At 34.9% G+C, this 24222-nt stretch carries 25 protein-coding genes; 8 read left to right on the top strand and 17 right to left on the bottom strand.

From position 1 onward, the window contains the following. Window position 1: 1 nt before the first annotated feature. Both spoIIP and gpr read right to left on the bottom strand, forming a co-directional pair. Window positions 2-1180: a stage II sporulation protein P gene (gene spoIIP, locus AC6HVZ_RS07760; RefSeq protein ID WP_497557585.1), complete on the bottom strand. Its 1179-nt coding sequence runs from the start codon at window positions 1178-1180 to the stop codon at window positions 2-4. Between the two features lie 161 nt (window positions 1181-1341). Continuing rightward, window positions 1342-2457, bottom strand: a complete 1116-nt coding sequence (gene gpr / locus AC6HVZ_RS07755) for a GPR endopeptidase (protein ID WP_497557584.1) — start codon at window positions 2455-2457, stop codon at window positions 1342-1344. Between the two features lie 209 nt (window positions 2458-2666). Here gpr and rpsT point away from each other — a divergent pair, with 209 nt between their 5' ends. After that, on the top strand, window positions 2667-2933 hold the full coding sequence (rpsT, locus tag AC6HVZ_RS07750; RefSeq protein ID WP_497557583.1) for a 30S ribosomal protein S20: 267 nt from the start codon (window positions 2667-2669) through the stop codon (window positions 2931-2933). A gap of 33 nt (window positions 2934-2966) precedes the next feature. Here rpsT and holA read toward each other — a convergent pair whose 3' ends face one another. Then, on the bottom strand, window positions 2967-3980 hold the full coding sequence (holA, locus tag AC6HVZ_RS07745) for a DNA polymerase III subunit delta (RefSeq protein WP_497557582.1): 1014 nt from the start codon (window positions 3978-3980) through the stop codon (window positions 2967-2969). 308 nt (window positions 3981-4288) lie between these two features. On the opposite strand from holA, the gene AC6HVZ_RS07740 reads away from it, so the two are divergent. Continuing rightward, a complete protein-coding gene (locus tag AC6HVZ_RS07740; protein ID WP_497557581.1) occupies window positions 4289-4423 on the top strand; it encodes a YqzM family protein in 135 nt (44 codons plus the stop codon). A 280-nt stretch (window positions 4424-4703) separates the two neighbouring features. Here AC6HVZ_RS07740 and AC6HVZ_RS07735 read toward each other — a convergent pair whose 3' ends face one another. Further along, window positions 4704-5168, bottom strand: coding sequence for a GNAT family N-acetyltransferase (locus tag AC6HVZ_RS07735; protein ID WP_497557580.1), 465 nt, complete (start codon window positions 5166-5168; stop codon window positions 4704-4706). A gap of 314 nt (window positions 5169-5482) precedes the next feature. Here AC6HVZ_RS07735 and AC6HVZ_RS07730 point away from each other — a divergent pair, with 314 nt between their 5' ends. Beyond that, on the top strand, window positions 5483-6745 hold the full coding sequence (locus tag AC6HVZ_RS07730) for an acyl-CoA thioester hydrolase/BAAT C-terminal domain-containing protein (protein ID WP_497557579.1): 1263 nt from the start codon (window positions 5483-5485) through the stop codon (window positions 6743-6745). 89 nt (window positions 6746-6834) lie between these two features. Here the strand turns inward: AC6HVZ_RS07730 and AC6HVZ_RS07725 are convergent, their stop codons facing one another. Further along, window positions 6835-7041: an alpha/beta fold hydrolase gene (locus tag AC6HVZ_RS07725; protein ID WP_497557578.1), complete on the bottom strand. Its 207-nt coding sequence runs from the start codon at window positions 7039-7041 to the stop codon at window positions 6835-6837. A gap of 450 nt (window positions 7042-7491) precedes the next feature. On the opposite strand from AC6HVZ_RS07725, the gene AC6HVZ_RS07720 reads away from it, so the two are divergent. After that, complete coding sequence (locus tag AC6HVZ_RS07720) at window positions 7492-7803, top strand: hypothetical protein (RefSeq protein ID WP_497557577.1); 312 nt, start codon at window positions 7492-7494, stop codon at window positions 7801-7803. 297 nt (window positions 7804-8100) lie between these two features. On the opposite strand, the gene AC6HVZ_RS07715 is transcribed toward AC6HVZ_RS07720, so the two are convergent. From AC6HVZ_RS07715 to AC6HVZ_RS07660, 12 genes are all read right to left on the bottom strand, one after another. After that, on the bottom strand, window positions 8101-10041 hold the full coding sequence (locus tag AC6HVZ_RS07715; protein ID WP_497557576.1) for an SEC-C metal-binding domain-containing protein: 1941 nt from the start codon (window positions 10039-10041) through the stop codon (window positions 8101-8103). Between the two features lie 221 nt (window positions 10042-10262). Next, window positions 10263-12545: a DNA internalization-related competence protein ComEC/Rec2 gene (locus AC6HVZ_RS07710; RefSeq protein WP_497557575.1), complete on the bottom strand. Its 2283-nt coding sequence runs from the start codon at window positions 12543-12545 to the stop codon at window positions 10263-10265. Window positions 12546-12560: 15 nt separating this feature from the next. After that, window positions 12561-13127, bottom strand: coding sequence for a ComE operon protein 2 (locus AC6HVZ_RS07705; RefSeq protein ID WP_497557574.1), 567 nt, complete (start codon window positions 13125-13127; stop codon window positions 12561-12563). Between the two features lie 339 nt (window positions 13128-13466). Beyond that, window positions 13467-14063, bottom strand: a complete 597-nt coding sequence (locus tag AC6HVZ_RS07700) for a helix-hairpin-helix domain-containing protein (RefSeq protein ID WP_497557573.1) — start codon at window positions 14061-14063, stop codon at window positions 13467-13469. Window positions 14064-14182: 119 nt separating this feature from the next. Beyond that, window positions 14183-14935 (bottom strand): class I SAM-dependent DNA methyltransferase, encoded by a 753-nt coding sequence (locus AC6HVZ_RS07695; protein ID WP_497557572.1) that lies wholly within the window; start codon window positions 14933-14935, stop codon window positions 14183-14185. A 3-nt stretch (window positions 14936-14938) separates the two neighbouring features. Continuing rightward, on the bottom strand, window positions 14939-15295 hold the full coding sequence (gene rsfS / locus AC6HVZ_RS07690) for a ribosome silencing factor (RefSeq protein ID WP_497557571.1): 357 nt from the start codon (window positions 15293-15295) through the stop codon (window positions 14939-14941). A gap of 59 nt (window positions 15296-15354) precedes the next feature. Further along, window positions 15355-15921, bottom strand: coding sequence for a bis(5'-nucleosyl)-tetraphosphatase (symmetrical) YqeK (yqeK, locus tag AC6HVZ_RS07685; RefSeq protein WP_497557570.1), 567 nt, complete (start codon window positions 15919-15921; stop codon window positions 15355-15357). Then, the gene (locus AC6HVZ_RS07680; RefSeq protein WP_497557569.1) at window positions 15908-16477 is read right to left on the bottom strand and encodes a nicotinate-nucleotide adenylyltransferase; all 570 of its coding nucleotides are present in this window, start codon (window positions 16475-16477) and stop codon (window positions 15908-15910) included. The genes yqeK and AC6HVZ_RS07680 overlap by 14 nt, the downstream gene beginning before the upstream one ends. Window positions 16478-16501: 24 nt before the next feature. Next, the gene (yhbY, locus tag AC6HVZ_RS07675) at window positions 16502-16792 is read right to left on the bottom strand and encodes a ribosome assembly RNA-binding protein YhbY (protein ID WP_497557568.1); all 291 of its coding nucleotides are present in this window, start codon (window positions 16790-16792) and stop codon (window positions 16502-16504) included. A gap of 1 nt (window position 16793) precedes the next feature. After that, window positions 16794-17639: a shikimate dehydrogenase gene (gene aroE / locus AC6HVZ_RS07670; protein ID WP_497557567.1), complete on the bottom strand. Its 846-nt coding sequence runs from the start codon at window positions 17637-17639 to the stop codon at window positions 16794-16796. Between the two features lie 10 nt (window positions 17640-17649). Then, window positions 17650-18750 (bottom strand): ribosome biogenesis GTPase YqeH, encoded by a 1101-nt coding sequence (gene yqeH, locus AC6HVZ_RS07665; protein ID WP_497557566.1) that lies wholly within the window; start codon window positions 18748-18750, stop codon window positions 17650-17652. 2 nt (window positions 18751-18752) lie between these two features. After that, window positions 18753-19268: a YqeG family HAD IIIA-type phosphatase gene (locus tag AC6HVZ_RS07660; protein ID WP_497557565.1), complete on the bottom strand. Its 516-nt coding sequence runs from the start codon at window positions 19266-19268 to the stop codon at window positions 18753-18755. Window positions 19269-19707: 439 nt separating this feature from the next. On the opposite strand from AC6HVZ_RS07660, the gene AC6HVZ_RS07655 reads away from it, so the two are divergent. From AC6HVZ_RS07655 to AC6HVZ_RS07640, 4 genes are all read left to right on the top strand, one after another. Further along, a complete protein-coding gene (locus AC6HVZ_RS07655) occupies window positions 19708-19854 on the top strand; it encodes a sporulation histidine kinase inhibitor Sda (protein ID WP_497557564.1) in 147 nt (48 codons plus the stop codon). Window positions 19855-20087: 233 nt separating this feature from the next. Continuing rightward, a complete protein-coding gene (locus AC6HVZ_RS07650) occupies window positions 20088-22406 on the top strand; it encodes a Na+/H+ antiporter subunit A (protein WP_497557563.1) in 2319 nt (772 codons plus the stop codon). After that, a complete protein-coding gene (locus AC6HVZ_RS07645) occupies window positions 22407-22745 on the top strand; it encodes a Na(+)/H(+) antiporter subunit C (protein ID WP_497557562.1) in 339 nt (112 codons plus the stop codon). Continuing rightward, complete coding sequence (locus tag AC6HVZ_RS07640; protein WP_497557561.1) at window positions 22738-24219, top strand: Na+/H+ antiporter subunit D; 1482 nt, start codon at window positions 22738-22740, stop codon at window positions 24217-24219. Before AC6HVZ_RS07645 ends, AC6HVZ_RS07640 begins: the two co-directional genes overlap by 8 nt. The last annotated feature ends 3 nt before the right edge of the window (window positions 24220-24222 follow it).

The following is a 24222-nucleotide window of genomic DNA, read 5'->3' as shown; positions in this document are numbered from 1 at the left end:
CCTATGGATTAGCATCGACTTTTTCTGCATCCCAATAAAATTCGCTAAACACATCGGCGAAAGCATCGGCTGAACGATATAGCTCTTCTAAGTTGTTTTCTATCCCGCCAAATTCAAGTACGAGGGAGCTTTCTGACAAGTCCTGGTTATAGACACCATCCATTCCTGGCCCTTGTTTAGGAAAGACACCTCTGCTTAAACCGGGGTATTTTTCTTGCATCAAGTAATGGAGCTCTGATGCTAACTTCAAATTCTTTTCATGGTCTTTGTGTTCAAGACCTACTACGATCATAATTCTGGCATAGGATTCACCATTAATTTCTTTTGTAGTACTTTTTCTAGATACAGAATCACGGTGTAAATCAAATACAAATTGAATGTTTTGATTGGAGGAAAACGCCTCTTTCACTATTTCCCTCGAAGCATCGTATGCCTGGCCAAAAACCCAACCTTTTTCGTTCAACACACTCATAACATCAGTATTATCAACATGAGTACCAATTCCATTTGCTTCTAATGAATTCGCAAGTCGATCACTTACATTGGTTATGTTAACTTCTTTATGTTGTGCTGAGTTAGCATCTGTAACGCCCGGTAAATGTGGCAGAAATGACTCTCGATTATGGGTATTATAAATAAAAACAACATCCCGTTCTCCAGTCGTTTGTGCAATTTCCTGTTTTTCTTGCTCAGCAGCCTTCTCTTCAGTAGGTTCTTCCTCTACAACAGCTTCTCTGTCCTTCAAAACCTCTTCCAAGGGAGGAGCTGACTCAAATGGTAAGTTCGTGTAGTTGGTTCCTTCACCAGCAATCAAAATACGACTGTCAAAGATAGAAAAACCAGGTAATTCATTCCCTAACAAACTTCTGGGATCATTTGGTTTTAAACTTGTCGCTAGTTGAAAAAAAGTATTGGATAAATTCGGTAATGCTTTATCTTCTGGATATGCGTATTTAAATGCTTTGTTTTCCATACCTATTAAATACAAAAATAAAGAACTGTCTATATCGGTTGTCCACTCTGTAATCGCATCCGAAGAAAAACGATATGCCGGCTTTATAGTTGTCAGAAATCCAATCAGTAAAAACAAGATAATCATACTAATTATATAAATCACACTTCTTTTATAGAGCAGTCCTATCCGTTTTCTTTTATGAACCTGCGTATTTCTTAACAGCATTATTCCACCCTTCCTGAAGTCATGTCCTATTAGTTGATGTTCAAAAAGATCCGATTTTATTCTCCTTTTGAACACGCTCTATTAGTTAAAATCTATGACATAGCTTCAGGAACTAGAACAAAATTCTATGGTTTAAATAAATGGTAGAGATATACAAGTTTCTATCTTGTATAGGAGGCCAGATTATCCACATCAACATTTTCATGCAGTGCAGCATTCAATCCATTTGCGATGACGTTCGCCATATCTATCATGAATCCATCCACCTCTTTTGGTGTCACCATTAAATTATGACCAATTGGTGTTAATACTTCGGTTATTAGCTGTCTTTTTTCATCCTCAGATAGAGTTCCGACTATTCCAAGAAATGTATTTCGTTTTTCTTCATCTGGTAAATCCGCTTCCGAGAAACGTTTATTACCAAAGGACAAACTGGCTGGAGCTAATGATTTGGAAGGAGCATCCTTCTCTTTTAATTCACGGCCAAAATGCTTTAAGAGGAAATCTATTGTATCACTGGTAATGGTTACAGCATCGACAACTGTTGGAACCCCTATAGCCAACACCGGAATCCCTAACGTATCCATACTTAATTCCTTTCGTTTATTTCCTACCCCTGAACCTGGATGAATACCAGAGTCCGATAATTGAATAGTTTCGTTTATGCGTTCAATTGATCTTGATGCAAGTGCATCAATTGCTATTACGAAATCAGGTTGGAATTTTTCTACGATACCGAAAATAATATCACTTGTTTCCATTCCCGTTACTCCCATTACACCAGGAGTTACAGCAGCTACCGGGCGATAACCTTCAGAAACTGATTCATGTTCCAACTTAAATAAATGACTTGTAACTAGAACCTTTTCAGCAGTCATTGGTCCAAGCGCATCAGGGGTAACATTCCAATTACCAAGCCCGACAATTAATCCTGTTCCATCTGCTGGGATGTTATTTTTAGCAATCAGCTGCTCTAACTCCTTAGCTAATATCTTGGCTGCCGCTTCCTGTCTGGCAGTATCCTGTTTTTTTACACCATCGGCATAGATCGTAACGTAGGAACCAGCTTTTTTTCCTAATAACTTTGCACCTTCTTCATCTATTTCCACATAAGAAATTTTAATTTTACCTTCATTACGTTCTTTAATAGTTACACCTTTTAATTCTTTTTTCGTTTCTTTTTGTGTTTCTTTTTTTCCTTCTGTTTCTACATACATATCCCGAGCCTCTATTGCTAAATCCGTTCTAACTTGATACACTTTTTCCATAGCATCCATTATGATCATCCTTTCAGGCTATCCTTAATAATAGAATTCACAAATTAACTAAAAACATACAAATTCGTCTATTTAAGAATAAAGTTATTGAAAACAAGCCATTCCTTTGGTAAAATATCTTTTGTCCACTATGAAGTATAAATGAACAAAAAAACTGCTTTAAATGAGGATAACAATTACCATTTTTGTAATTAATAGGAGGTGAAAAAATGGCTAATATCAAATCTGCAATTAAACGTATAGAAATAAATAATAAAAAACGTGCAAACAACCAAGCACAAAAATCTAATATGCGTACACAAATTAAACGTGTAGAAAAACTAGTTGAAGCAAATGACGTCGAAAATGCAAAAGCTGCTTTGCAAACTACTACAAAACATATTGACAAAGCTGTTCAAAAGGGAATCATTCATAAGAACAACGGTGATCGTCAAAAATCTCGTCTTGCTCTGAAAGTAAATAATCTTGGCGCATAAGAAAAAACGATCCTTCCTTTGAGGATCGTTTTTTTATGAAGTTAAGTTAAATAATAATAATTCAAATGCCAATCCTTTCTCCATGTCTCCTTTTTTCATAGCGGCATCAGCATTTGCTAACTCATCGACAATGCTAAACAATTTTTCAATTGTAAATTGTTTTTCCCTATTAAGAGCTATTTTAATAACATAGGGATGTGCTCCAAGCTGTTTCTGCATTTGTGATTGCGTATAGCCTTTTAATTTTAAAAGCTTTACACGCAGTATTGTTCGAAACTGAAATGCCAGCAGACCAATTAATGCTATCGGCTCTTCCTTCATTTTCTCAAGATCCTTGTAAATAGCAATTGCTTTATGTAAATTACGATCAATCACTGCATCTACTAGTAACAATGATGAGCTATCTGTAGTACGTGCTATTAAGTCTTCAGCAATCTCTTTTGTAATTACCCCACTTTCACCTGCAAACATGGCCATCTTTGTCAGCTCGTTTTCCAAAAGCTTCAGATTTGTGGAAAGCTCCGTTTCGAAAATCTCATAAGCATCAACTTCTATCGTAAAGTTTAACTGATCTGCCAAATTTTTTATCCACTTTGATAATTCGTATTCTTTAATGGGCTGACATAGTGCAACTTCAGCATTCTTTTTTAAAGCCTTACTTATTTTTTTTCGTTCATCCATTTTTTCATAAGGCGCAATTATTACAAGAACGGAGTAATCCACTGGCGATTCTAAATAACGTTTTAGTGAATCTAGATCATGCTCAAATGGTAATTTTTCCGGTTTTGCTTTTAGAAAACCCGGATTATCAGCTATGATTAATTTTTTTTCGCCAAAAAAGGGGTATGTTTCCACATCAGTAATAACTTCCTGAATAGGAGTCTCATTTAGATCGTAAACAGATAAATTATCCATATCATCCAGTAATACTGCTGTTGTTATTTCTCTTTTTAAATTTTGTATAAAATAATTTTCAGTTCCATAAAGAAAATAGACTGGTTTAATTTTCCTTTTTTTAACTTTTTGTAAAACTTCCAAGTAACTCACATATAGTCCCCCACCATCAATATATACTATCAATAGTAAAACGTTAGTATGGGAATAGCAAGAAAAATTGGAGGGAAATTATTGTAGCATATTTCCCTCCTGCATCTATATAAACGTCTAAAGTATAGCTCTAGAAACTATACTTCAAACGATGTTTGTGTTAATTTTAGATTGTCCTGTCAAAGGGAAAGTATAGATGTTAAGTCTTGTTAAAAATGGAGAAGAATATTATCTGTGACAAAATTTAAACATAAGTAGATTTTTTTTAGTTTTTAATTTATACTAATGGTGATATAGGAGGGGTAGATGTGAACGAATTTGAAAAAGATCCGCAAGCAAAAAATAATGATGTAGTTGACTCAATTAAAGGCTTTGGTTTCTCACTCGTTTTCTTTGTCTTAATTTTTGCTATAGGTGCAGCAATTAGCGTAATTGGTCAATAACAGCATTCAAATTATAATGAAAAGTATAAGAAAGAGACTGTATAGATGCAGTCTCTTTTTAATTTCATGCAGAGGGAAGATAAAGTGAAACTTCATTCAGTGGGGGATTCCCTTTAGTCGTAAGTATGCTGCACGTTTGGGGATGTGTAATGTAAATCGTTAGCTGAATCAATCAGGTAAAGAATTGCTCCTATGGATAGACTATGCAGCCTATCTAAGGATGTGTATTTATAATTTTTCAATAACTAACAATAGGATTGAGTAAGTATTACCATTTATGTCACAATTTTCCTTTCATTCTAATAACTTTACCTTCTACTTCGTGGCCAACTTTCTCCATTCCTATTTTTTGGTAAAACTTAATTGCTGACGTATTCGTGGGTGATACTCTTAAATGGTACTCATCCACATTGTTGTTTGTAAAAAACTCTTTCGCATAGTTATGTAATTCTTTTCCTTTACCATTTCCACGGCTTTCAGGGATTAAATAATATAAATGTACATACCCAATATTTTCACCTTCATATTCACGAATTGATAATTCCAGTTGTCCTATGTATTTTCCTGCTTCTTTGACCATAACAAAACCTTTTGGAAAATCCGATGTTTTCATTTCCAACCACTGGAGATAATCCTCTTCTTCACCAAAGTTTGAAATATCTCCAAAGCTAACTTTAAATGAATCTGTTCGAAATTTTACTACTTCGTTCCGATGTTTTTCGATATCAATTCCTTCAAATCGCAAACCTTATTCCCCCTTTGACCATATTGTTACTTAAACATTGCACCTTGTTCGTCCATTAACTAAATTTCAAGCATATATTTTCCGCTTCAATCTATTTTCATTATTATTTTATCATAAATTTTCTGAATACAAAGTGGAAATAAAAAAACATACTACCCCAAGAAGAAGTGAAATTCCAAGCATTAATATACTAAAAAATTCTGTTGAGATAATCTCCAAACAACTTCTTCCTTACAATTAAAGGAAATTACAAATACATAGCGAAATATAAATTAAGGCAAGAAAATTATTCTCTTTTTAAAGGTGTGTAACTATTGGCAGATAAACTTCATTTTTATTCGAATCATTCATTCAGAGATGCTCAAGTTGATATTCAAATTAAAAATTTATCTTCATATGTGGAAGTAACTCTAGTTGCAGAAATGCGGGATAACTTTGGGACAGATTGGAAATCCGATACGAAATTTAAAGCTGACAGTAAAGGAGAAATTGATCTAGCATCAGCAAGACCATTAGCCGGAACTTATTCTGATCCAGATAGAACAGGTTTATTTTGGTCAATGCTTCCCGTTTTGAATACAGGTCCAAAAGTAAGAACCCCTTTGCAACCGTTACAAACAAAATTTACATTAAAGCAAAATGGTAAAGTAATAGATGAGGCATGCCTTGTTCGTCATTTAATAGAACCTGATGTCGAACGACTTCCTATACGAGACAATGGCTTAGTTGGAACAATGTTTCGTCAAAAGGAAGCAAATAAATATCCGACAATTATTGTATTAGGGGGTTCTGAAGGCGGATTGCGTGAGGGAGATGCAACTTTGTTGGCATCTCATGGGTTTAATACCTTTTCATTAGCCTATTTCGGAATAGAAAATTTGCCAAGTGAGTTAGTTCATATTCCGATTGACTATATTGAAAAAGCACTAAACTGGCTGGTAAATCAAGCAGATATTGACACAGACAGACTTGGTATAATGGGGACTTCAAAAGGAGGAGAACTTGCTCTCTTAAGTGCTTCGATGTTTCCGAGCATTAAAGCTGTCGTGGGTTATGTACCTAGCTCCGTTGTTTATCCTGGAATTGGAAAAAAAGGACTGAAGCTCTCGTCATGGACTTATAAAGGCGTTGAAATTCCCTTTGCAGCTGGGAAAGTTTCAAATGATGAACTACAACAATCACCAAAAGAATCGAAAAGGGATCGTCTGATTACATATAAAAATTTCTATTTACAAGTAGCAGAAGGGGAAGAACAAGCCGAGATTCCTATAGAAAAAATCAATGGATCAATTCTATTACTATCAGGTGGAGATGATCAGCTCTGGCCTTCTACTGAGCTTTCTGACAGAGCCATTGATCGTTTAAAGAAATATGGACATCATTTTGCTTATGAGCATATCACCTATCCTCTTGCTGGTCACTCGATTGGCACACCTGGTTTGCCGACGACAAAGTCAACGAAAACTCCATTTGGTCAAGGAGTGAAATTATTACTTGGTGGAACACCGAAAGAAAATGCCCATGCACAGGCAGATGCCTGGGAGAAAGTGAAGGCGTTTTTTAAAGAAAACCTTTAGTCTGAATTTATTTTGTTTAGGAAAAGGGTGGGAGTGAACAGCAGCTAAAAACAGGCATATGTCTCTCCCCTTCTGGATAAAAAACTATCTTATAATACTAACTGCTGACTGCTGACAAAATTAAGGATTGCCTTCCTAAATTCCAGTTGATTTTCGATATATGGATGATGGCTGCCTTTTAATACGCATACTTCAGCGTTTCTAAATTTAAACAACTGATGATGATTTGGACCAACGGCATTATCATATTCTCCTACTATAACTAACACTGGTTTGTCAGTATATACTGGCTTCATATGGTTGGTGTGGACGTAGAATAGTATGTCTGAGACCATATGCCAATTCTGGTTTAATTTTACTAACCTTTAACATTTTTTCCTCCTAATTAAAGGGAATTATTTGCTATTCATTCAATCTAACAATATCTAACTGATCTGTTGTAGACAAATCTATTGTATGATTTCTGTTATAATATATTCTCCACAAAATACAGATTATCCTTCTTTAATCAATATTTAGGGGATTATAGTATCAGTATGATTGAATAGGAAAGATAATTTTAAAAAAGTTTATATCTAAAATAAAAGGTTTTTACTTATTTTTTCATCTCAAAATTTAATTTTCAATCTCTGTTTTACTAATATACAAGACTTTTCACCATTAAAAAAACAATTTTCACACTATTCGCCTACTCTTCCCCAAAAATTTGTTATCATTTATACTGTTTGTATGAGGAGGTGAAAAGTATGGAACAAGAAACCATTTTAAAAGAAATGTTAAACGCTTTTAAACTTCATGGAGAACATATGGATAGAAAATTTGAAGCTATGAACAGGAAGTTTGATACCAAATTTGAAGCTATTGATAAGAAATTTGATGATTTGAATTCCAAGATGGATGAGGGATTTTCCAATGTCAACCTGAGATTAGACCGCTTAGAAAAAAAGGGGGATGGTATGAGAGTGGAATTAACCGAAAATCAGGAAAATATGGATTTTGTCTTAAAAAAAACGGTGCAACACGAGGAAAAACTTCGCAAATTTGCTGAACAGTGTTAGTGAAATCCACATAGTTACTTAAAAATCCCATAATGTACTGTAATCATACTACCGAACAGTGCATAACACTGTTCGGTTTTACTTGTCATTCTCTAAAATTTGAATATATCCTAAAATGTATTACCAAGCAGAACAAAGCCCGTTAAATCTCCTTGGGAAAAGGGGTAAGATTTCTTGATCTATTTCCCAATTTTATATTGAACCGAAACAAGATACCTGTGACCATCCCAATCTTATCGTTCACATTTTTTTTTATGTTATTTACCACTTTTGTCAGCCAGTTTGCATACCCATGCTTCATCGTTTTAATAATGCTTTCGCTTTTTTCCATAAATGGATATGTTCCTGTGCGTACACGATAGCTTCTGTTTCATCACCAATACCCATATAGTTATACTTGCGTTTTGGAATTGGTTTCCTTCCGGTCAAATAATCTATTACAAATGGATTCTGTTTTTCAGCCTTTGTTAACAAGGATTTTGTTTTGGATGTGATCCCGTCTCTGAGATAGTGTAATAATACATTATTAAAAAGGAAGTTGGCTGTAATCTCTTCTTCAAATTGGTGAAGCAATTCTATAGCCGCTTCATATTCTCCTTCTTCCAAATATACAGGTAATAACTGATACCTGATTCCCTGATTATCATTTGGATTTAGCTCCAATAATTCTTCGTACTGCTCGATTGCAGCGGTTTTGTCACCTATATTATATAGGATGGTTGCATAATCAGCTTTTGCCCGCATATAGGGCCTAGTTTCGGTCATTAGCCAGAAATGCCCTTTGTTCTCTCTAAAGAATTCTTTACCCAAATCCTTTTCTCCAGCCAAGACTGCCTGATGGTAAAGTTGATATTGTTCATTAATCGTTTTGGCATCTTCAGCCATTAATGTGTAAGCATCAGGACTGTTCGGATAAATTTCCAACGCTTCCTTCACCAGTTTTTTTCGTTTGGCTCCTTTTACTTGCTGTGCCTCATAAAGCTTGTCCTGTGCAATGTCATGGGATGAGGTAGAAACAGGTAAATCGAATTCTTGGTTCATTAGCAGATCATCCAGAAATTGCTGTAATTCTTCGTCGGAATCAAAATCTTGCTCTTCAACTGCCTTTTGAATATCTCGCATTTTCTTCTCCATAGATAAAGGACTTTTACCAAGTATTTCTTCATTCATACCAACATCATCACCCAAAAAATCATCTGCTTCTTCAGGCCCCCCTTCTTCCATCATTTCAGCAACAAGCTTTTCTAAATCCTCATCCATTATTGTTTCTCTAATTTTTCGCACATTTTTTGATACAGAACTGGGAGTTGTATCATATTCTTTCGCTAGTTCACTTTGTGATCGAAATGTATTTCTTAAAAGGGTGTTGTGAACAACGTATTCGAGTGCTGCTGCATAGGGCCCGATCTTTTTGATGGAAGGATTGGCCATTTCACTATATATTTTCCAAATAAGACTACCTGTTGTGATTATTTCCTCATCCGTTCCTTTTTCCCGCATATGTATTGCGAAAAGCTCAGAAACCATTCCATGCACTGGATTTTCCCATTCCAGTTCCAAAGTTTTCATTTCCATGGTCAGTGCTTTTGCTAAATAGTCCGGGTAGTCTTCTGTAAATTCTTCATCATTAAGCGCTACCATCATATCCATCAATTCTTCATTTACATTGGATAATTCAACTGCTGAAAGCAAAAATTCATGTTGATGTATAAATGGGAGCAAAATTCCAATCACCATATTTCCTTCCTCGAAATCACTTTCTTCATAAACACTGATACTGTATTTTTCCTTTGTTGAAACATCTTCTATGATTGCTTTTTCTTCAGAAACAGATAGAATCTCGTAAACAGAAGGGGTAGCACTTGTCCATGCTGCAAATGCTTTTCTTACTCTTTCATGCCTGATTTTTCTTTGTTGCTTTTTATAAAACATATCAAATATCGTTTCGCCATCCATTATTGGTTCATACAAGATAATCCAGGCAGTTAAGCCTGCCATATAGGAATCCATTCGTTCCTCATCATTATGCAATGATGGTTGTCGATGTTGGACGATTACTTTTTCAAATTCAAATTGGAATTCATCAATTGCAAAAGCAAGAAGGGCCGAATGAAGGCGCTCCAATTCAGCATTATACCGATCTGGACTAATTTCAACCACATTTGATGCACCATGGCATTTCTTGTATTTTTTTCCACTTCCACATGGACATGGATCATTTCTTCCTACTTTATCCATAAACATTCTCCTCGTATAAACGTGTATTTTCTATTTATTATGGAGGCAATATATATATTATTCAAACATTATACACATAATACAAGGTGTTAGGTTCCTACCTGTCTCTGTGAATTTATACGAAAATCTTAAAAACACTATTCAGTTTTTTGAAAATAGGAAAGAATAATTAAAAGTAACCGAAAGAAACTGTAACTACAGTCTCTTTCTTACTTCAGTTCCTAAGGCAAAAATTTAAAAAATGATCCATCACCATCCTTAAACCGAAATTGCACGGCACCATCCTTATCTGTTCGCAGTATATGCACATTTTCTGATGTAAGTATTTCAATCACTTCTGCATTAGGGTGGCCATATGAGTTTTTCTCTCCAACCGAGATTAACCCATAGGCTGGTTTTAATTGATTCACAAATTCTTTATCAGTGGATGTTTTACTGCCATGATGGGCAACTTTGAGAATATCAACCGTTAAATTCGGATAGGTTTTTAGTATTTCTTTTTCTTCATTTACTCCGATATCACCAGTAAATAACCAGTCTCTTCCTCCTAAACTTGTGTGTAGCACGAGTGAATTTTCATTTGCAGAATTATTATCTTTATAGGGGGCCAATATAGTAAAGGATTGACCTCCAATAATCAAATTTTCATTTCTCTCCACTTGCAGTAATTCAATATCATTCTTTTTCCATAATAGTTTCGTTTCATCTGCTGTCTCATAGAAATCGCTTGTTATTATTTTTCCAATATTCAATTCCTGTACCATGTAAGATACACTACCATCATGATCCATATCCTCATGTGTTAAAAATAATGCATCGACATCACTGATTCCCCTTGAATATAAATATGGCTTAATAACCTGTTTAAACACATTATCCGTTGGTTCCATGTTTTCAAAAGAAAACCTGGCACCTGCGTCAATAAATATCACAGCTTTACGATAAGGCAGTTCGATCACAAAGGCATCTCCCTGTCCTATATCCAGCATAGTAACAAACCCAACCGGAGAGAGATATGGGCGAATTGCAAAACACATCATAAAAATAGTTATTCCAATACCATATTTTAATGCCTTTTCCAATTGCTCCTTTTGCAGTTTATTCATAAATATTAAGAATAATAAATAATACAAACCAACCAGTAAAACAGGTAATGGGCCAATAATCAAAGGATAACTGAGGATGCTGTCAATCCATTCAATAAACTGAATAACAGCTTGGTGAATTTGGATAAATATAATATCAAAAGCCTTCGTTACTACTGGTAATGGGGAAAAAATTAATAACAGAAACATGAACGGAATTACAATTAGTGAAAAATACGGGACAATAATAACATTCAACAATATAGATAGTGGCTGAAATAAAGAAAAATAAGCGAGTTGAAGTGGTAAAATCATCATTTGTGCAACAAAGCTGATTTTTAGAACCTGGATTAACCTTGAACTTGGTGAGGAAATCCACTTTTTGGAAAGGATTAAACCAAATGTAACGATAAATGATAACTGAAACCCTACATGATATACGATATATTTATCAAACAAGATTAGTAGCATGAATACAATACTGAAAATATCAGTTAGACTGAAATTCAGTTTGCTCTTCCTTAATAGGATAAAGATGAGCACCATCGTACTTGCCCGCCAGACAGATGGTTCTCCCCCTGCAATTAGTGCATAGACTGGTAGAAATAAAATCATGATCCATTCTGCTTTTTCTTTCGTAAATATAGTTAGCTTGATGAGCAAGAAATAAATTAAGCTGACGACCAAACCAACATGCAAGCCTGAAATCGCTAGTATATGCGAGAGGCTCCATCGTTGAAATAATTCAACGGTCTCCTCGTCTAAAAGGGAATCATCTCCGAGAACTAAGGCACTTAACCAGGCTCCAGTCTCCTTACTTACATTTTCCTGCACATAATTCAGCAGATAATTTCTTGTAGTGAAAATTCTATTTAAAAATGTTGCTCCCTCGCACTGGACATCATGCAAGGAATCGACAATTATCTGGTGGGTAATTCCTTTTGTTAATAAATAATTTCGATAATCAAACTGCCCAGGATTGCGACTTTTGTCAGGCAGTCCTATTTCTCCATTGATAACACATGATGCACCATATTTTATATTAGGGTGATTTTCTATTGGATTTTCTTCTTTATTAGGAAAGTAAATAACGAGCAGTTTAGTTTCTGATGAATAATCATGAAGTATGAAGTCCAGTTTTTCACTTGAGGAATTAATATTTCCAATAATCTGTCCGGTAAGCTGATTCGCACCAGGTACATAGGTTTCAACAGTTTCCCCATCAATTACAGGTATATAATTCATAAAAAAGAGGGAAAAGGTTAAGGAAAGTATTATCGGAATTTTCCCTAACCGTTCATAATAATATAAATAAAATAACCATACCAGCAAGGCAAACAGGACCAAATAATTGTTATAATAGAGGCTTAAAAATCCGCTTGCTACTGAAATTGCAGTAAAGTGCCAATATCCTTTCACTTTTCATTTCACCTTTTATTTTAATTTAAATAACGCTTCTGCTTCATTTTTCAATAAGGCAAGTTCCTTTTCACTAGCTGAAGTTGATTCCATTTTATTTAGTAAATTTTTTACAAAGTCTGTTTTTTTCTGATAATTTGTATCAACAGCTAAATAATTTAATTCCACTTTTTTTGTCTCAACACCTGCTTCTTTAAATAATTGAACAGCATATTCATGATTTTTATAATCCTCAGCATAATATACTGTATTTATTCCACTTTGTATCAGTTGTTTACAGCACTGCAAACATGGATAATGTGTTACATAGATGTCGGCGTTTTCTGTCGGTACTCCAAATTTCGCACATTGCAGTAAAGCATTTGCTTCTGCATGAACAGTACGTACACAATGCCCATCAATTACATAACAGCCCTCATCAATACAATGAACACTTCCTGAAACACTCCCATTATAGCCACCTGCTATAATTCGCTTGTCACGTACGATAGTTGCACCTACCATAAGTCTCATGCAAGTACTTCTCAATGCCAATAAATGGCTCTGCGCCATAAAATATTGATCCCAGGATATTCTTTCCATCTTCCAATCCCCCAGTAGTAAATGTTCAAAAGTCCGGTAAAAATGACCCATCGATGTGTTTCTAATTGGCGACTTTGGTGATTGCGAATCTTCTAAGATCACCCACGTCCTGGGATTACGGGTCAATAGTTCCTCCTCCCATCAAACAGATTTGTTGAGCAACGTAGAAGTCAGCACAACAAGCACAAGCCAGTTCCTCATGTATTAAAAGCATACATTCCAGTACCGAAAACTATGCCGCCTCGAACTTCTCGATCCTTTTTATCCCCCTTTTGAACACGTTTTTTATAATAGTATAAACTCTAGTTTACATTTCCTATTTCCACTTCGTCAATGCTCCTAAGGAACCTGTATCTCATCTTTAAGTGTTTCAAGTGTTTTCTCCCCAATCCCAGATACTTCCAGCAAATCTTCCACCGTTCTAAATAATCCATTCTCTTCCCTGTATTGAAGAATTGCCTGTGCTTTAGATGGACCAATACCTGTAATACTTTCAATTTCCTCTTGCGTTGCATAGTTTATTCTTACTTTTCCTGAACTATCAGAAATGCCAACCACTCCCAGTCCTTGCTCCACGGCTCCGGCTTTTGGTATAAGTATAATCATCTCATCCTGTACTTTTTGGGCAAGATTTACCTGTGACTGATCTGCATTTTCCGAAAATCCACCAGCAATTTGGATCACATCATTTACACGGGCATCCGGATCAATATCATATACCCCTGGCTTTGCCACTTCTCCTTTTACATCCACAATTACTTTCATATCGCTTTTTAAGCTTTCATTTTGTTCTGTTTTATCTAAAGCTGATACTTCTACAGAATTAAGCTCGGAACTGCCTTTTTCAATATTTTCATCACGGCTTACAAATAAAAAAATAACTATGCCAGCTCCTAGCACTATAAAGAAAGAACTTTTCTTGAGTAAATCAAACAATGGGGGATCACATCCTCATAAATTGTAGTAAGTAATACGGGGCAATTAGCTGTGTTATATTATATTTCGACATAAATCATTTAATTCCTTTTTAAAAATTAAAGATCGGGAATTTTATATTATCCCGATCTTTTTTTTGCTATAAAGAAAATTCTCTCTGCTTGATCATGTAGACTTTCCTCTTTCGTAGAAAAATCTGCTGTTATTTTTGGTTTTTCGAATCCAGTATCTATTAATAATTGCCGATAAAAATCAATTGTATAGGTTCGCTGATGATGATATTCATCAAATCTTTGATAATTATTTCCTTCTAAAGAAAAAAATGTTAAGTCGTGGAACATTTCCCCAGGTTCTTCCCCTTCCATACAGAACCATATAAAGGAAGCATCTTCGGTAACATCAGCAAATGTTTGATTTATAAAATGATGCTCGACATGAAACATTGAATGAATATCAAAAAGAAATAATCCTCCAGTTTTTAAGGAATCAGCTATTCGTTTGAAAACATTTCTCAATTCTTCTTCTAAAGTAATGTAGTTTATTACGTCACAGTAGCTGATAGCAGCATCAAGGTTCGAAAGTCCCTCGAGTTCCCTTAAATCCTGATGAAGCAATTGAATCGATGCTTTTCTTTGATCAGCTTTATGTGCTGCATATGTGAGCATTTCCTCAGAGTAGTCGACGCCAGTTATTTCATATCCTTCATGTGCCAATTTTGTGGTAATTTCACCAGTACCACATCCCAAATCAGCAATTCGCTCTATTTTTTTGCCTGATTTTCGAAAAGTCTCTAACGTGAATTCTATCCACTGATCATACGGAGCATCTGCCATCAACCTATCATATAGATTAGCCATTTGTTCGTAAGCCATATTTTATCCTTCTTGACTAATCTGCAAGGAAACACGTACGGCGTCTCCCCATAGTCGCTCCAGGTTGTAATAACTCCGTTCATCCTTATGGAAGATATGGCAGACGATATCCCCCAAATCGACCAAGACCCAACGTGCCTGATCAAATCCTTCAATCCGTTTAACATGTAATTTTTTTTCATCCATAGCCTCTTTAATACCTCTTGCAATTGCCTGAACTTGACGTTCATTACTTGCATGACAGATTAAAAAATAATCTGCTACTAAAGAAACGTCATTCATGTCCAAGACCACAATATCTTCGGCTCTTTTGTCGTCACATGCTTCTGCCACGAATTGAATAATTTCTTTATTTTCCATCTATAAATTACCTCCAATAAATTGTTTTAATAAAGTAACCTAGCCTTAAAGTAAAATAGTCACTGCCTATTTAATCGAGTTAAATCATTATATGCATAAAATGTATCCGGGTATATTACTGCATTTTTTTGCATTAAAAATTGAATTGTATTTCTAGATGCCATTAAACACGCATGGATTAAATCCTGTTTAGCCATTTCTCTTACTTCTTCTACCCCTGGAAAACTTCTTCCCGGTTCAATATAATCAGCTAAAAATATAATTTTTTCCAATTTACTCATATGTGCTCTTCCAGTTGTGTGATAACGAATAGCACTTTGAATTTCAGGATCTTTTATACCATATTCCTTTTCAATTAATATTGCTGCAACTGGACCATGCCATAACTCATGATGATACTGCAGCAAATCTTTTGACAGACGACTGCTTACGATCCATCTTTCCATTTCATCCAATGGACGATATTTTGCATAATCATGAAATAGTGCCGCCAGTTGCGCTTTCTCCTTTGATTCATGATATAATTCTGCAAGGTTTACCGCTGTATCTGTAACCCTCAACGTATGCTCAAAGCGCTCCTTCGTTAAATGTGCTTTCACATGCTCGATGGCTTCATTTATTTTCATATAATTGCTTCCCCTTCATATAAGAATAAACCGATTCAGGTACCAAATATCGGATTGACTGCTTGTTAGCTACTCGATTTCTAATACATGTGGAAGAGATTTCAATCATGGGTACTTCAACCTTTATAATCGGATAAATAGTATGCAATTCATAACCAGGCCTTCCAACACCAACAAATTGAACAAGATTTATAAGTTCATCGATTTTGTTCCAATGAGGCAAATATTCAACCATATCTGCACCAATGATAAAATAAAAATCATTTCCTGGAAAGTCTTTGCGTAGTGTGTTGATTGTATCATATGTATATGATACTCCTAACCGTTCTATTTCAATTGTATTCATTTGAAATAAGGGATTATTCTTAATTGCTATCTGAAGCATTGTCATTCGATCTGTAGCACTAGTTCGAGCTTGCTCCTTATGTGGAGGTGTAAAGGAAGGTATAAACCATATCTCCTCCAAGTCGAGAGTTAGTCGAACTTCTTCAGCTATAATCAAGTGTCCCAAATGAGGCGGGTCAAATGTTCCCCCTAAAATTCCGACACGTTTCATAATAAACTCCTTTATCAGCAACAATTATGGTAATTGAATTTTCTTATTATTCTCCGATCTCTTGTACAGAACAATATTTTTTCCAATAATTTGAGGAACCTCCGCCCCAGTTCCCTCAGCTAACTGCTTAGCAACCGTTTCTTTATCCTCCGAACAATTTTGCAGGATGCTTACTTTTATAAGTTCACGTTTTTCCAAGGCTTCATTTATTTGTGTAAGCATATTTTCGTTTACACCATCTTTTCCAACCTGAAAAATAGCATTTAAATGATGTGCTTCAGCACGTAAAAAACTTTTCTGTTTACCTGTTAACATATTATCTTCCTTCCAGAATGAGTTGTAACTTTTGATCCATATCATCGATTGGTACTTTCTTGTTTGTCCAGATTTCAAATGCATATTGCGCTTGATATAAAAGCATTGTATGCCCAAAATGAATCAATGCACCAGAAGCCTTAGCCTGTTGTAAAGCCTTTGTTTTTAACGGCTGATAAATAATGTCGCTTACAATACTTTTCTGTTTGACATATGCTAAGTTAATTATAGACTGATCCATAGCTGGTTTCATTCCGACAGAAGTAGTTTGAATAATAAGATCATACTCCTGAATATTCTGTTCAGCTTCTTTCAATGACAAAATAGCTGTATTTGTATCTGGACTTTTAAGCATCGCTATTTCCGATGCACTCTGAGCAGTTCTATTGGTAATATCTATCTGCTTAAAACCAACTAAATCCAGTGCACAAAAGATTCCTCTAGCAGCACCACCAGCACCGATCACTAAGATTCGGTTCTGCTTATTTAAAAACAAAGCAGGAAATTTACTTTCCAATGACCGCAAATAACCTACTCCATCTGTATTATAGCCTACCCATTTTCCGGCTTTGTTAGCTACAGTATTAACTGCTCCCATCTTTCTTGCCATCCCATCTATTTCATCTAGATGTGAAATGATTTTTTGTTTATAAGGTACCGTAACATTAAATCCATTAATTTGGGCTTCTTTTAACTCACTTATTTTTTCTTTTAAAGAAATAGCTGGATGTATTTCATTTATCGTGTACGTCCCTTGTAATTTAGTTTTCTTTAAAAATTGTTCATGTATCCATGGTGATAATGAATGTTCTATTGGATAACCAATAAGAGAAAAATGATAGTCCATAAACTCCCCCCTAAAGCAACGATTTTCTAACAGATACAGCTACTTTCTTTGGACTGTGTGCAACGACTGTTATATCTTTTCCAGAAATACTGACCCATCCTAATCCCGGAAAAACAATATCTGTTTTCTCCTCCGTAATCCGAAATGAATTCTGTGTGAATTCGGGTAATATTTCGAGTGTTTTTTCGTTCGGTGGTGATAATAGCTTAGCAATTTGATTGTTATATAACTCATCTGCGTTTTCCAATTTAGTTCGGTGAATTGGGAGCTGATTAGAGAAATAACAAACAAATGACTGCCTGTCTCCTTTGATAAAATCGAGTCGCGCTAAACCTCCAAAGAATAAAGTTTGTTGATTATTCAATTGATAAATTCTTGCTTTAATCTCTTTATTCGGTGAGATTAACTTTAAATCCTGTTCACTTATATAATGAGCTATTTGCTGTTTGTTCACAATTCCCGGCGTATCAATTAAAGAAGCGCCATCATCTAATGGTATTTCAATAAAGCCTAATGTTGTGCCAGGAAAATAGGATGTTGTAATCACATCACTGTGGCCGGTTGCTTGTTTTATTAAGCGATTAATAAATGTGGATTTACCAACATTGGTAGTACCAACGATATAAACGTCCTGATCATTTCTTAATTCTTCTATTTTTTCTGTTAGTTCCGCCATCCCATGTCCTTTTATGGAGGAAATTAAAAATACATCTTTCACTTTAATACCTGCTTCTTTAGCAGATAATCTCAACCATTGTATAAGTTTATTTTTATTCGTGGATTTCGGTAATAAATCTACTTTATTACCCACGAGGACAATTGGATTATTACCGGTAATTCTCGGAAGACTTTTAATAAGACTCCCATTTACATCAAAAATATCAATTATATGCACGACTAAACCATCCGCATCTCTTATACTACTTACCATCTGCAGGAAATCATCATCCGTCATGGAAACATCCTGAATCTCATTGTAATGCTTCAATCTAAAGCATCTTTGACAAAGAATATCTTCTTTTTCGAGTGAAGATTTCGGAGTATATCCGAGTTCCTCGCGGGATGATGTTTGGATAAGAACACCACAGCCCTGGCAATTTATTTTTTCCAACCTTATTCCTCCCAGCTTATCTTACCTTTTCTACGCATATAATTTAAGATCCTTCTTTCTATCTTCCGGTTTATCTTTGTTATTTTACCATCAGTCTGTACAATTGGAACAACTAAAATCGTATAAAAACCAGCAAAATTTCCTCCAAGAACATCTGTTAATAGCTGGTCTCCAATTACAACAACCTCTTCTTTTTTTAACTCCATCTGCTTAGCTACCGTTTTAAAAGCACGGCTTAGCGGTTTTCTTGCACTAAATACAAATGGGGTACCCAATGGCTCTGAAAAGATTTTAACGCGCTCTTGTTTATTATTTGAAATAATCGTTACTTTAATATCATTTTCCTTCATAAGTCTAAACCACTGCGTTACTTCCGGTGTAGCATCTTTTACATCCCATGCTACAAGTGTGTTATCCAAATCCGTAATAATGCCTGTAATTCCTCTTTGTTTTAAATTTGCAGGCTGAATATCAAACACACTCTTAACATGTTCATTTGGCAAAAATAATTTCAACAACCATCACACCTCATTACAATCAATCAATAACTTATTAACTAGATTATCATTCTAATCCTATCCTATAATAATCTTCTTTAATAATAAAGCAATTATAAATACATGAAAAGAAGAATCAATAGTTATAGGTACTAATTTTAACGATAATCAATAAAAATGACAAAAAATAACAATTATATGCTTTTAAATAGTAAAATGATGCATGAATCCGATAACTTTTACAAGAATCGTTCGACAAATAATCGCATTTTTCGCACTGTGGATAACTTTATTCACAATTTCAATGCTGCTATATTAGTCATAACATTATTATTTCAAAGAATATACACAAGTTATCTACAGCTGCCTGTAGATAACTTATCCCTTGTCCAGCATGGTTTATCGTGTTATTTTATAAATAACTTCAAAATATGAAGGAATTTTTAGGAGGGCAGTATGCATGAAGCAATTATCAGACGAGTTATTGCTGGAATCGTACCATAAAGCATATGAATTGGAATTAAGCCCTGATTTTCTTTCTCTGATAGAAGAAGAAATTCAAAGAAGGTATTTATCACATAAAATTAAATGTTCCAAATCAAGTTAATTTTCTAAGACTATATAATAGGAAAGCAAATTTCAACTCCTTGCTGTGATTAATTTAGCAAGGGGTTATTTATTTTTCTAATCACAAATTTATGTTAAACTACTTATTGTATATTTTTCATCTTTATATCTATATAAACGGAAGTATATTATGATCGATATGTGCTAATATATCTACGAATCCCATTGAGACACTAATATATTTCAATTAAAACGAAGGAGGACTCCCAATAGATGATTTATGCAGTATTAATCCCACTACTTATTGCTTGTTTTATTCCATTAATAAGTAAAATAAAAGATAAAATACATACTGGTTATTTTGTTTTTTTCGTCCCTTTTTTGATATTTCTATATTTCATCCAGTTTATAGGGGATGATTTCAACCCAATTAGACATACATATAACTGGATCCCTTCATTAGGAATTAATTTTGATTTTTACTTAGATGGATTAAGTTTATTATTTGTTCTACTTATTAGTGGTATTGGGGCACTTGTAGTACTATATTCTATTTTTTACCTAGATTATCAAGAAAGATTGGGTCATTTTTATGTTTACTTATTAATGTTTATGACCGCCATGCTTGGTGTTGTATTATCAGATAACATATTTGTTCTTTACACCTTCTGGGAATTAACTTCGATTTCCTCTTTCTTATTAATTGGCTATTGGCATTTTAAAGAGCGCTCCAGATATGGGGCATTAAAGTCGATGATCATAACGATTTTTGGTGGACTCAGTATGTTTGGTGGATTTATTCTATTATCCGTCATTACTGGTACTACCAGTATTCAGGAAATGATCACACAGACTGATGTTATTCTGGCAAGCGATTATTTGCCTCTGATTCTAGGTTTTATCCTTTTAGGAGCATTTACTAAATCTGCTCAATTTCCATTCCATATTTGGCTACCGGATGCAATGGAAGCACCTACTCCTGTTAGTGCATACCTTCATTCAGCAACCATGGTTAAAGCTGGCTTATTCTTAGTTGCACGATTTTCACCAATTTTTTCTTCATATGAATGGTTCTTTATTATTGTAAGTTTAGCCGGGATCATCACTCTGTGTTGGGCATCTTATATGGCTGTCAGACAGACAGATTTAAAAGCAATTTTAGCATTTTCTACGATCAGTCAATTAGGTATGATCATGGCTATGCTTGGGTTTGGAACACAGGCTGCGGTATTTGCTGCGGTATTTCATATTTTAAACCACGCAACGTTCAAAGGAAGCTTGTTTATGGTTGCAGGTATAATAGACCATGAAACAGGTACACGAGATATCCGAAAGCTTGGCGGTTTACTAACATTTATGCCGATGACTGCAACACTCGCTCTATTTGGAACATTTTCAATGGCCGGTGTTCCTCTACCGTTTTTGAACGGCTTTTACAGTAAAGAATTATTTTTCGATTCTACACTAGGCTTAGATGGAGCAAATGCACTTAGTCAGGCAATACCTTATTTAGCAGTATTAGGAAGCATTTTCACCTTCGTTTATTCTATGTATTTCTTTTTTGGTGTATTTACAGGAGCGAAACAATTTAACCTATTGCCAAAAAAACCACATGAGGCACCAATCGGAATGCTCATATCCCCTATCATCCTTGTTATAGGTGTGGTAGTAATAGGTTTATTTCCAAGTTTAGTTAACGCACCTTTTCTTCTCCATGCTGCTGAAGCTGTCAATAGCACAGTAGAATTTGAACAGATTAGCTTTTGGCATGGGTTTAAAACTCCATTATTCATGTCGTTAGCCGTGGTAGGTATTGGTACATCCCTATTTCTAACACGAAAGAAATGGTATTCTGTATATCATATCTTACCTGGAAAACTCAGCTTTAATAAAGTTTATGACAAACTACTTGAGAAAGTAGATCGTTATTCAGCCTATATTACAAATTATTATATGAATGGCTCTTTAAAAACATATATGTCACTCATATTAGGAACGACACTAGTCGTAACATTCAGTTTTATGTTGTTGACAGATGGATTCACAATGAAATTCGATAATCTGGCTGACATTACAATACTAGAATTATCAGTTGTGCTTATTATGATTATTGCAGCTGTTGCAACTATCTTTATGAATCATAATGTTGCTGCGATTTTAGTACTGGGAGTTGTTGGCTTCGGTGTAGCCATTTTATTTGTAATATACAGAGCTCCTGATATTGCACTTACCCAGCTGATCGTTGAGACAATTTCAGTTGCATTATTCTTACTATGTTTTTATCATCTACCTAAATTAAGGAAATCAACTGATTCATCAAGAACCAAAATTGTAAATGCGACAATTGCCATTGGTTTTGGTGCATTAATGACAGTTATCGGTATATCTGCACACAGCAGTAATTGGTTTGATTCGATTTCTGAATACTTCCTTGAAACAGCTTATACACTTGGTGGCGGAGACAATGTTGTAAACGTCATATTAGTCGATATGCGTGGTTTGGATACATTATTTGAAATTGCCGTGCTCGGAATTGCAGCACTCGCCATTATCGGCCTCATTAAACACAAAATGAAGAAGGGGGCGGAATAATTGGAAATCATTATATCAGTATTAGCAGGGATTTTATTTGCAACAGCAATTTATAACATTTTGCAAAAGCAATTACTGCGGATTATAATTGGAACGGCATTATTATCACATGGTGCACATCTATTTATTTTCACGATGGGTAAACTTAAAACGGGACAACCGCCTGTATTAACAGATGGGATTTCAGAGTATACGGATCCATTACCGCAAGCATTAATTCTGACATCTATTGTTATCAGTTTCGGAGTTACCAGTTTTCTTTTAGTACTGGCTTACCGGACATCAAAGGAAAACAATACAGATAATATGGAACAGTTAAGGGGTGGCGAAAATGAATAATTTAGCTGTTTTACCAATTATCATCCCATTAATAGCAGCTATCATTCTGATATTCTTTAATACGAAAGTTACGATTTCCCGTGGATTAACAAAGCTGTTTTCATTAATTAATTTAGGGGTAGTTGGATACATTACTTGGTATGTTTTAGAATATGGCTCAATAATTTTGGAAACTGGTGAATGGGCAGCACCTTATGGAATTATCTTGGTTGTTGATCCACTTGCTGCCATTCTCGTTTTTACAACAAATCTAATTGGAACGGCATGTGCTTTTTATGCACCACATGCCAGACTGGAAAAAAAAGAAAACTTTTACTTTTATCCTTTATTCTTCTTTCTAATAACAGGAGTTTCCGGAGCTTTTATAACTGGTGATCTCTTCAACCTGTTTGTATTCTTTGAAGTATTTTTGATGGCTTCATATGGGTTGATCGTATTGGGGGGAGATAAAGTTCAATTACGAGAGTCACTTAAATACCTATTGATCAATCTCTTCTCTTCCATGCTATTCGTTACAGCAATTGCCTTTATCTATGCTGTTGTAGGAACAGTTAACATGGCACATATTGCAGAGCGTGTTCAAGAGGTAGAGCAACAAGGTATCCTAACCACAATTGGAATACTGTTGTTTTTCGTTTTTGCTACAAAGGCAGCACTATTCCCACTCTATTATTGGCTGCCAAAATCGTATGTGGTACCAAATCCGGTAGTTTCTGCATTATTTGGGGCTCTATTAACAAAGGTAGGAATATACTCCATCCTACGAGTGTTTTCTTTAATATTCGTGTATAACATTGAATTAACACATGAATTATTTATTTGGATTGCTGGTCTATCCATGATTTTTGGTGTTATTGGTGCCCTGTCAACGAATAATATAAAATTAATTATTGCATACAATATTATTCCTGCAATTGGTTTTATCATTTTAGGGATTGGTGTTTTAAATCAGGATGCATTAAGTGGTTCGATATATTATTTGGTTCACGATATGATTATTAAATCAGCGTTATTTTTATTGGTTGGCGTAGTTGCTTATGTTGCTGGAACCTCGGATCTCCGAAAGATGGGTGGATTGATCCATTATTATCCTTTTCTTGGATGGATGCTATTTGTGGCAGCATTTGTACTTGCTGGTATTCCACCCTTTAGTGGATTCATCGGAAAGTTGTTATTATTAAAAGGTGCTTTTGCAGAAGGAGAAGTAGCAATCGTCATTATTGGATTGCTCACAAGTCTACTGATTTTATATTCCATTATGAAAATCTTCATTAATGGCTTTTGGGGAGAAAAAGATACCATAGTGGATGTTAAAAAGAAATCGACAAAAGGGTTAATTGCACCGATCGCATTTTTACTTTCTTTATCTGTAATTTTAGGGATTGGAGCCGAATACTTTTACCCTATAGCAGATTCCATTGCAGTCTATTTATTAGATCCAGAAATTTATATTGATTCTGTATTAAAGGAGTAATCG

The organism is Oceanobacillus sp. NCCP-135 (assembly GCF_059698015.1).
The sequence above is the reverse complement of the archived record's forward strand: the minus strand, read 5'-3'. Positions and strand labels throughout refer to the sequence as shown.

What these genes read in the sequence shown, in the direction of transcription:
- AC6HVZ_RS07715 (WP_497557576.1), bottom strand. Translation starts at nt 10,041, where the DNA reads ATGGATAAAGTAGGAAGAAATGATCCATGTCCATGTGGAAGTGGAAAA.
- AC6HVZ_RS07650 (WP_497557563.1), top strand. Translation starts at nt 20,088, where the DNA reads ATGATTTATGCAGTATTAATCCCACTACTTATTGCTTGTTTTATTCCA.
- rpsT (WP_497557583.1), top strand. Translation starts at nt 2,667, where the DNA reads ATGGCTAATATCAAATCTGCAATTAAACGTATAGAAATAAATAATAAA.
- yqeK (WP_497557570.1), bottom strand. Translation starts at nt 15,921, where the DNA reads ATGAAAATAAATGAAGCCATCGAGCATGTGAAAGCACATTTAACGAAG.
- AC6HVZ_RS07725 (WP_497557578.1), bottom strand. Translation starts at nt 7,041, where the DNA reads ATGAAGCCAGTATATACTGACAAACCAGTGTTAGTTATAGTAGGAGAA.
- gpr (WP_497557584.1), bottom strand. Translation starts at nt 2,457, where the DNA reads ATGGATGCTATGGAAAAAGTGTATCAAGTTAGAACGGATTTAGCAATA.
- spoIIP (WP_497557585.1), bottom strand. Translation starts at nt 1,180, where the DNA reads ATGCTGTTAAGAAATACGCAGGTTCATAAAAGAAAACGGATAGGACTG.
- yhbY (WP_497557568.1), bottom strand. Translation starts at nt 16,792, where the DNA reads ATGTTAACAGGTAAACAGAAAAGTTTTTTACGTGCTGAAGCACATCAT.
- AC6HVZ_RS07695 (WP_497557572.1), bottom strand. Translation starts at nt 14,935, where the DNA reads ATGGCTTACGAACAAATGGCTAATCTATATGATAGGTTGATGGCAGAT.
- rsfS (WP_497557571.1), bottom strand. Translation starts at nt 15,295, where the DNA reads ATGGAAAATAAAGAAATTATTCAATTCGTGGCAGAAGCATGTGACGAC.
- AC6HVZ_RS07680 (WP_497557569.1), bottom strand. Translation starts at nt 16,477, where the DNA reads ATGAAACGTGTCGGAATTTTAGGGGGAACATTTGACCCGCCTCATTTG.
- AC6HVZ_RS07655 (WP_497557564.1), top strand. Translation starts at nt 19,708, where the DNA reads ATGAAGCAATTATCAGACGAGTTATTGCTGGAATCGTACCATAAAGCA.
- AC6HVZ_RS07640 (WP_497557561.1), top strand. Translation starts at nt 22,738, where the DNA reads ATGAATAATTTAGCTGTTTTACCAATTATCATCCCATTAATAGCAGCT.
- AC6HVZ_RS07705 (WP_497557574.1), bottom strand. Translation starts at nt 13,127, where the DNA reads ATGGAAAGAATATCCTGGGATCAATATTTTATGGCGCAGAGCCATTTA.
- aroE (WP_497557567.1), bottom strand. Translation starts at nt 17,639, where the DNA reads ATGGACTATCATTTTTCTCTTATTGGTTATCCAATAGAACATTCATTA.
- AC6HVZ_RS07720 (WP_497557577.1), top strand. Translation starts at nt 7,492, where the DNA reads ATGGAACAAGAAACCATTTTAAAAGAAATGTTAAACGCTTTTAAACTT.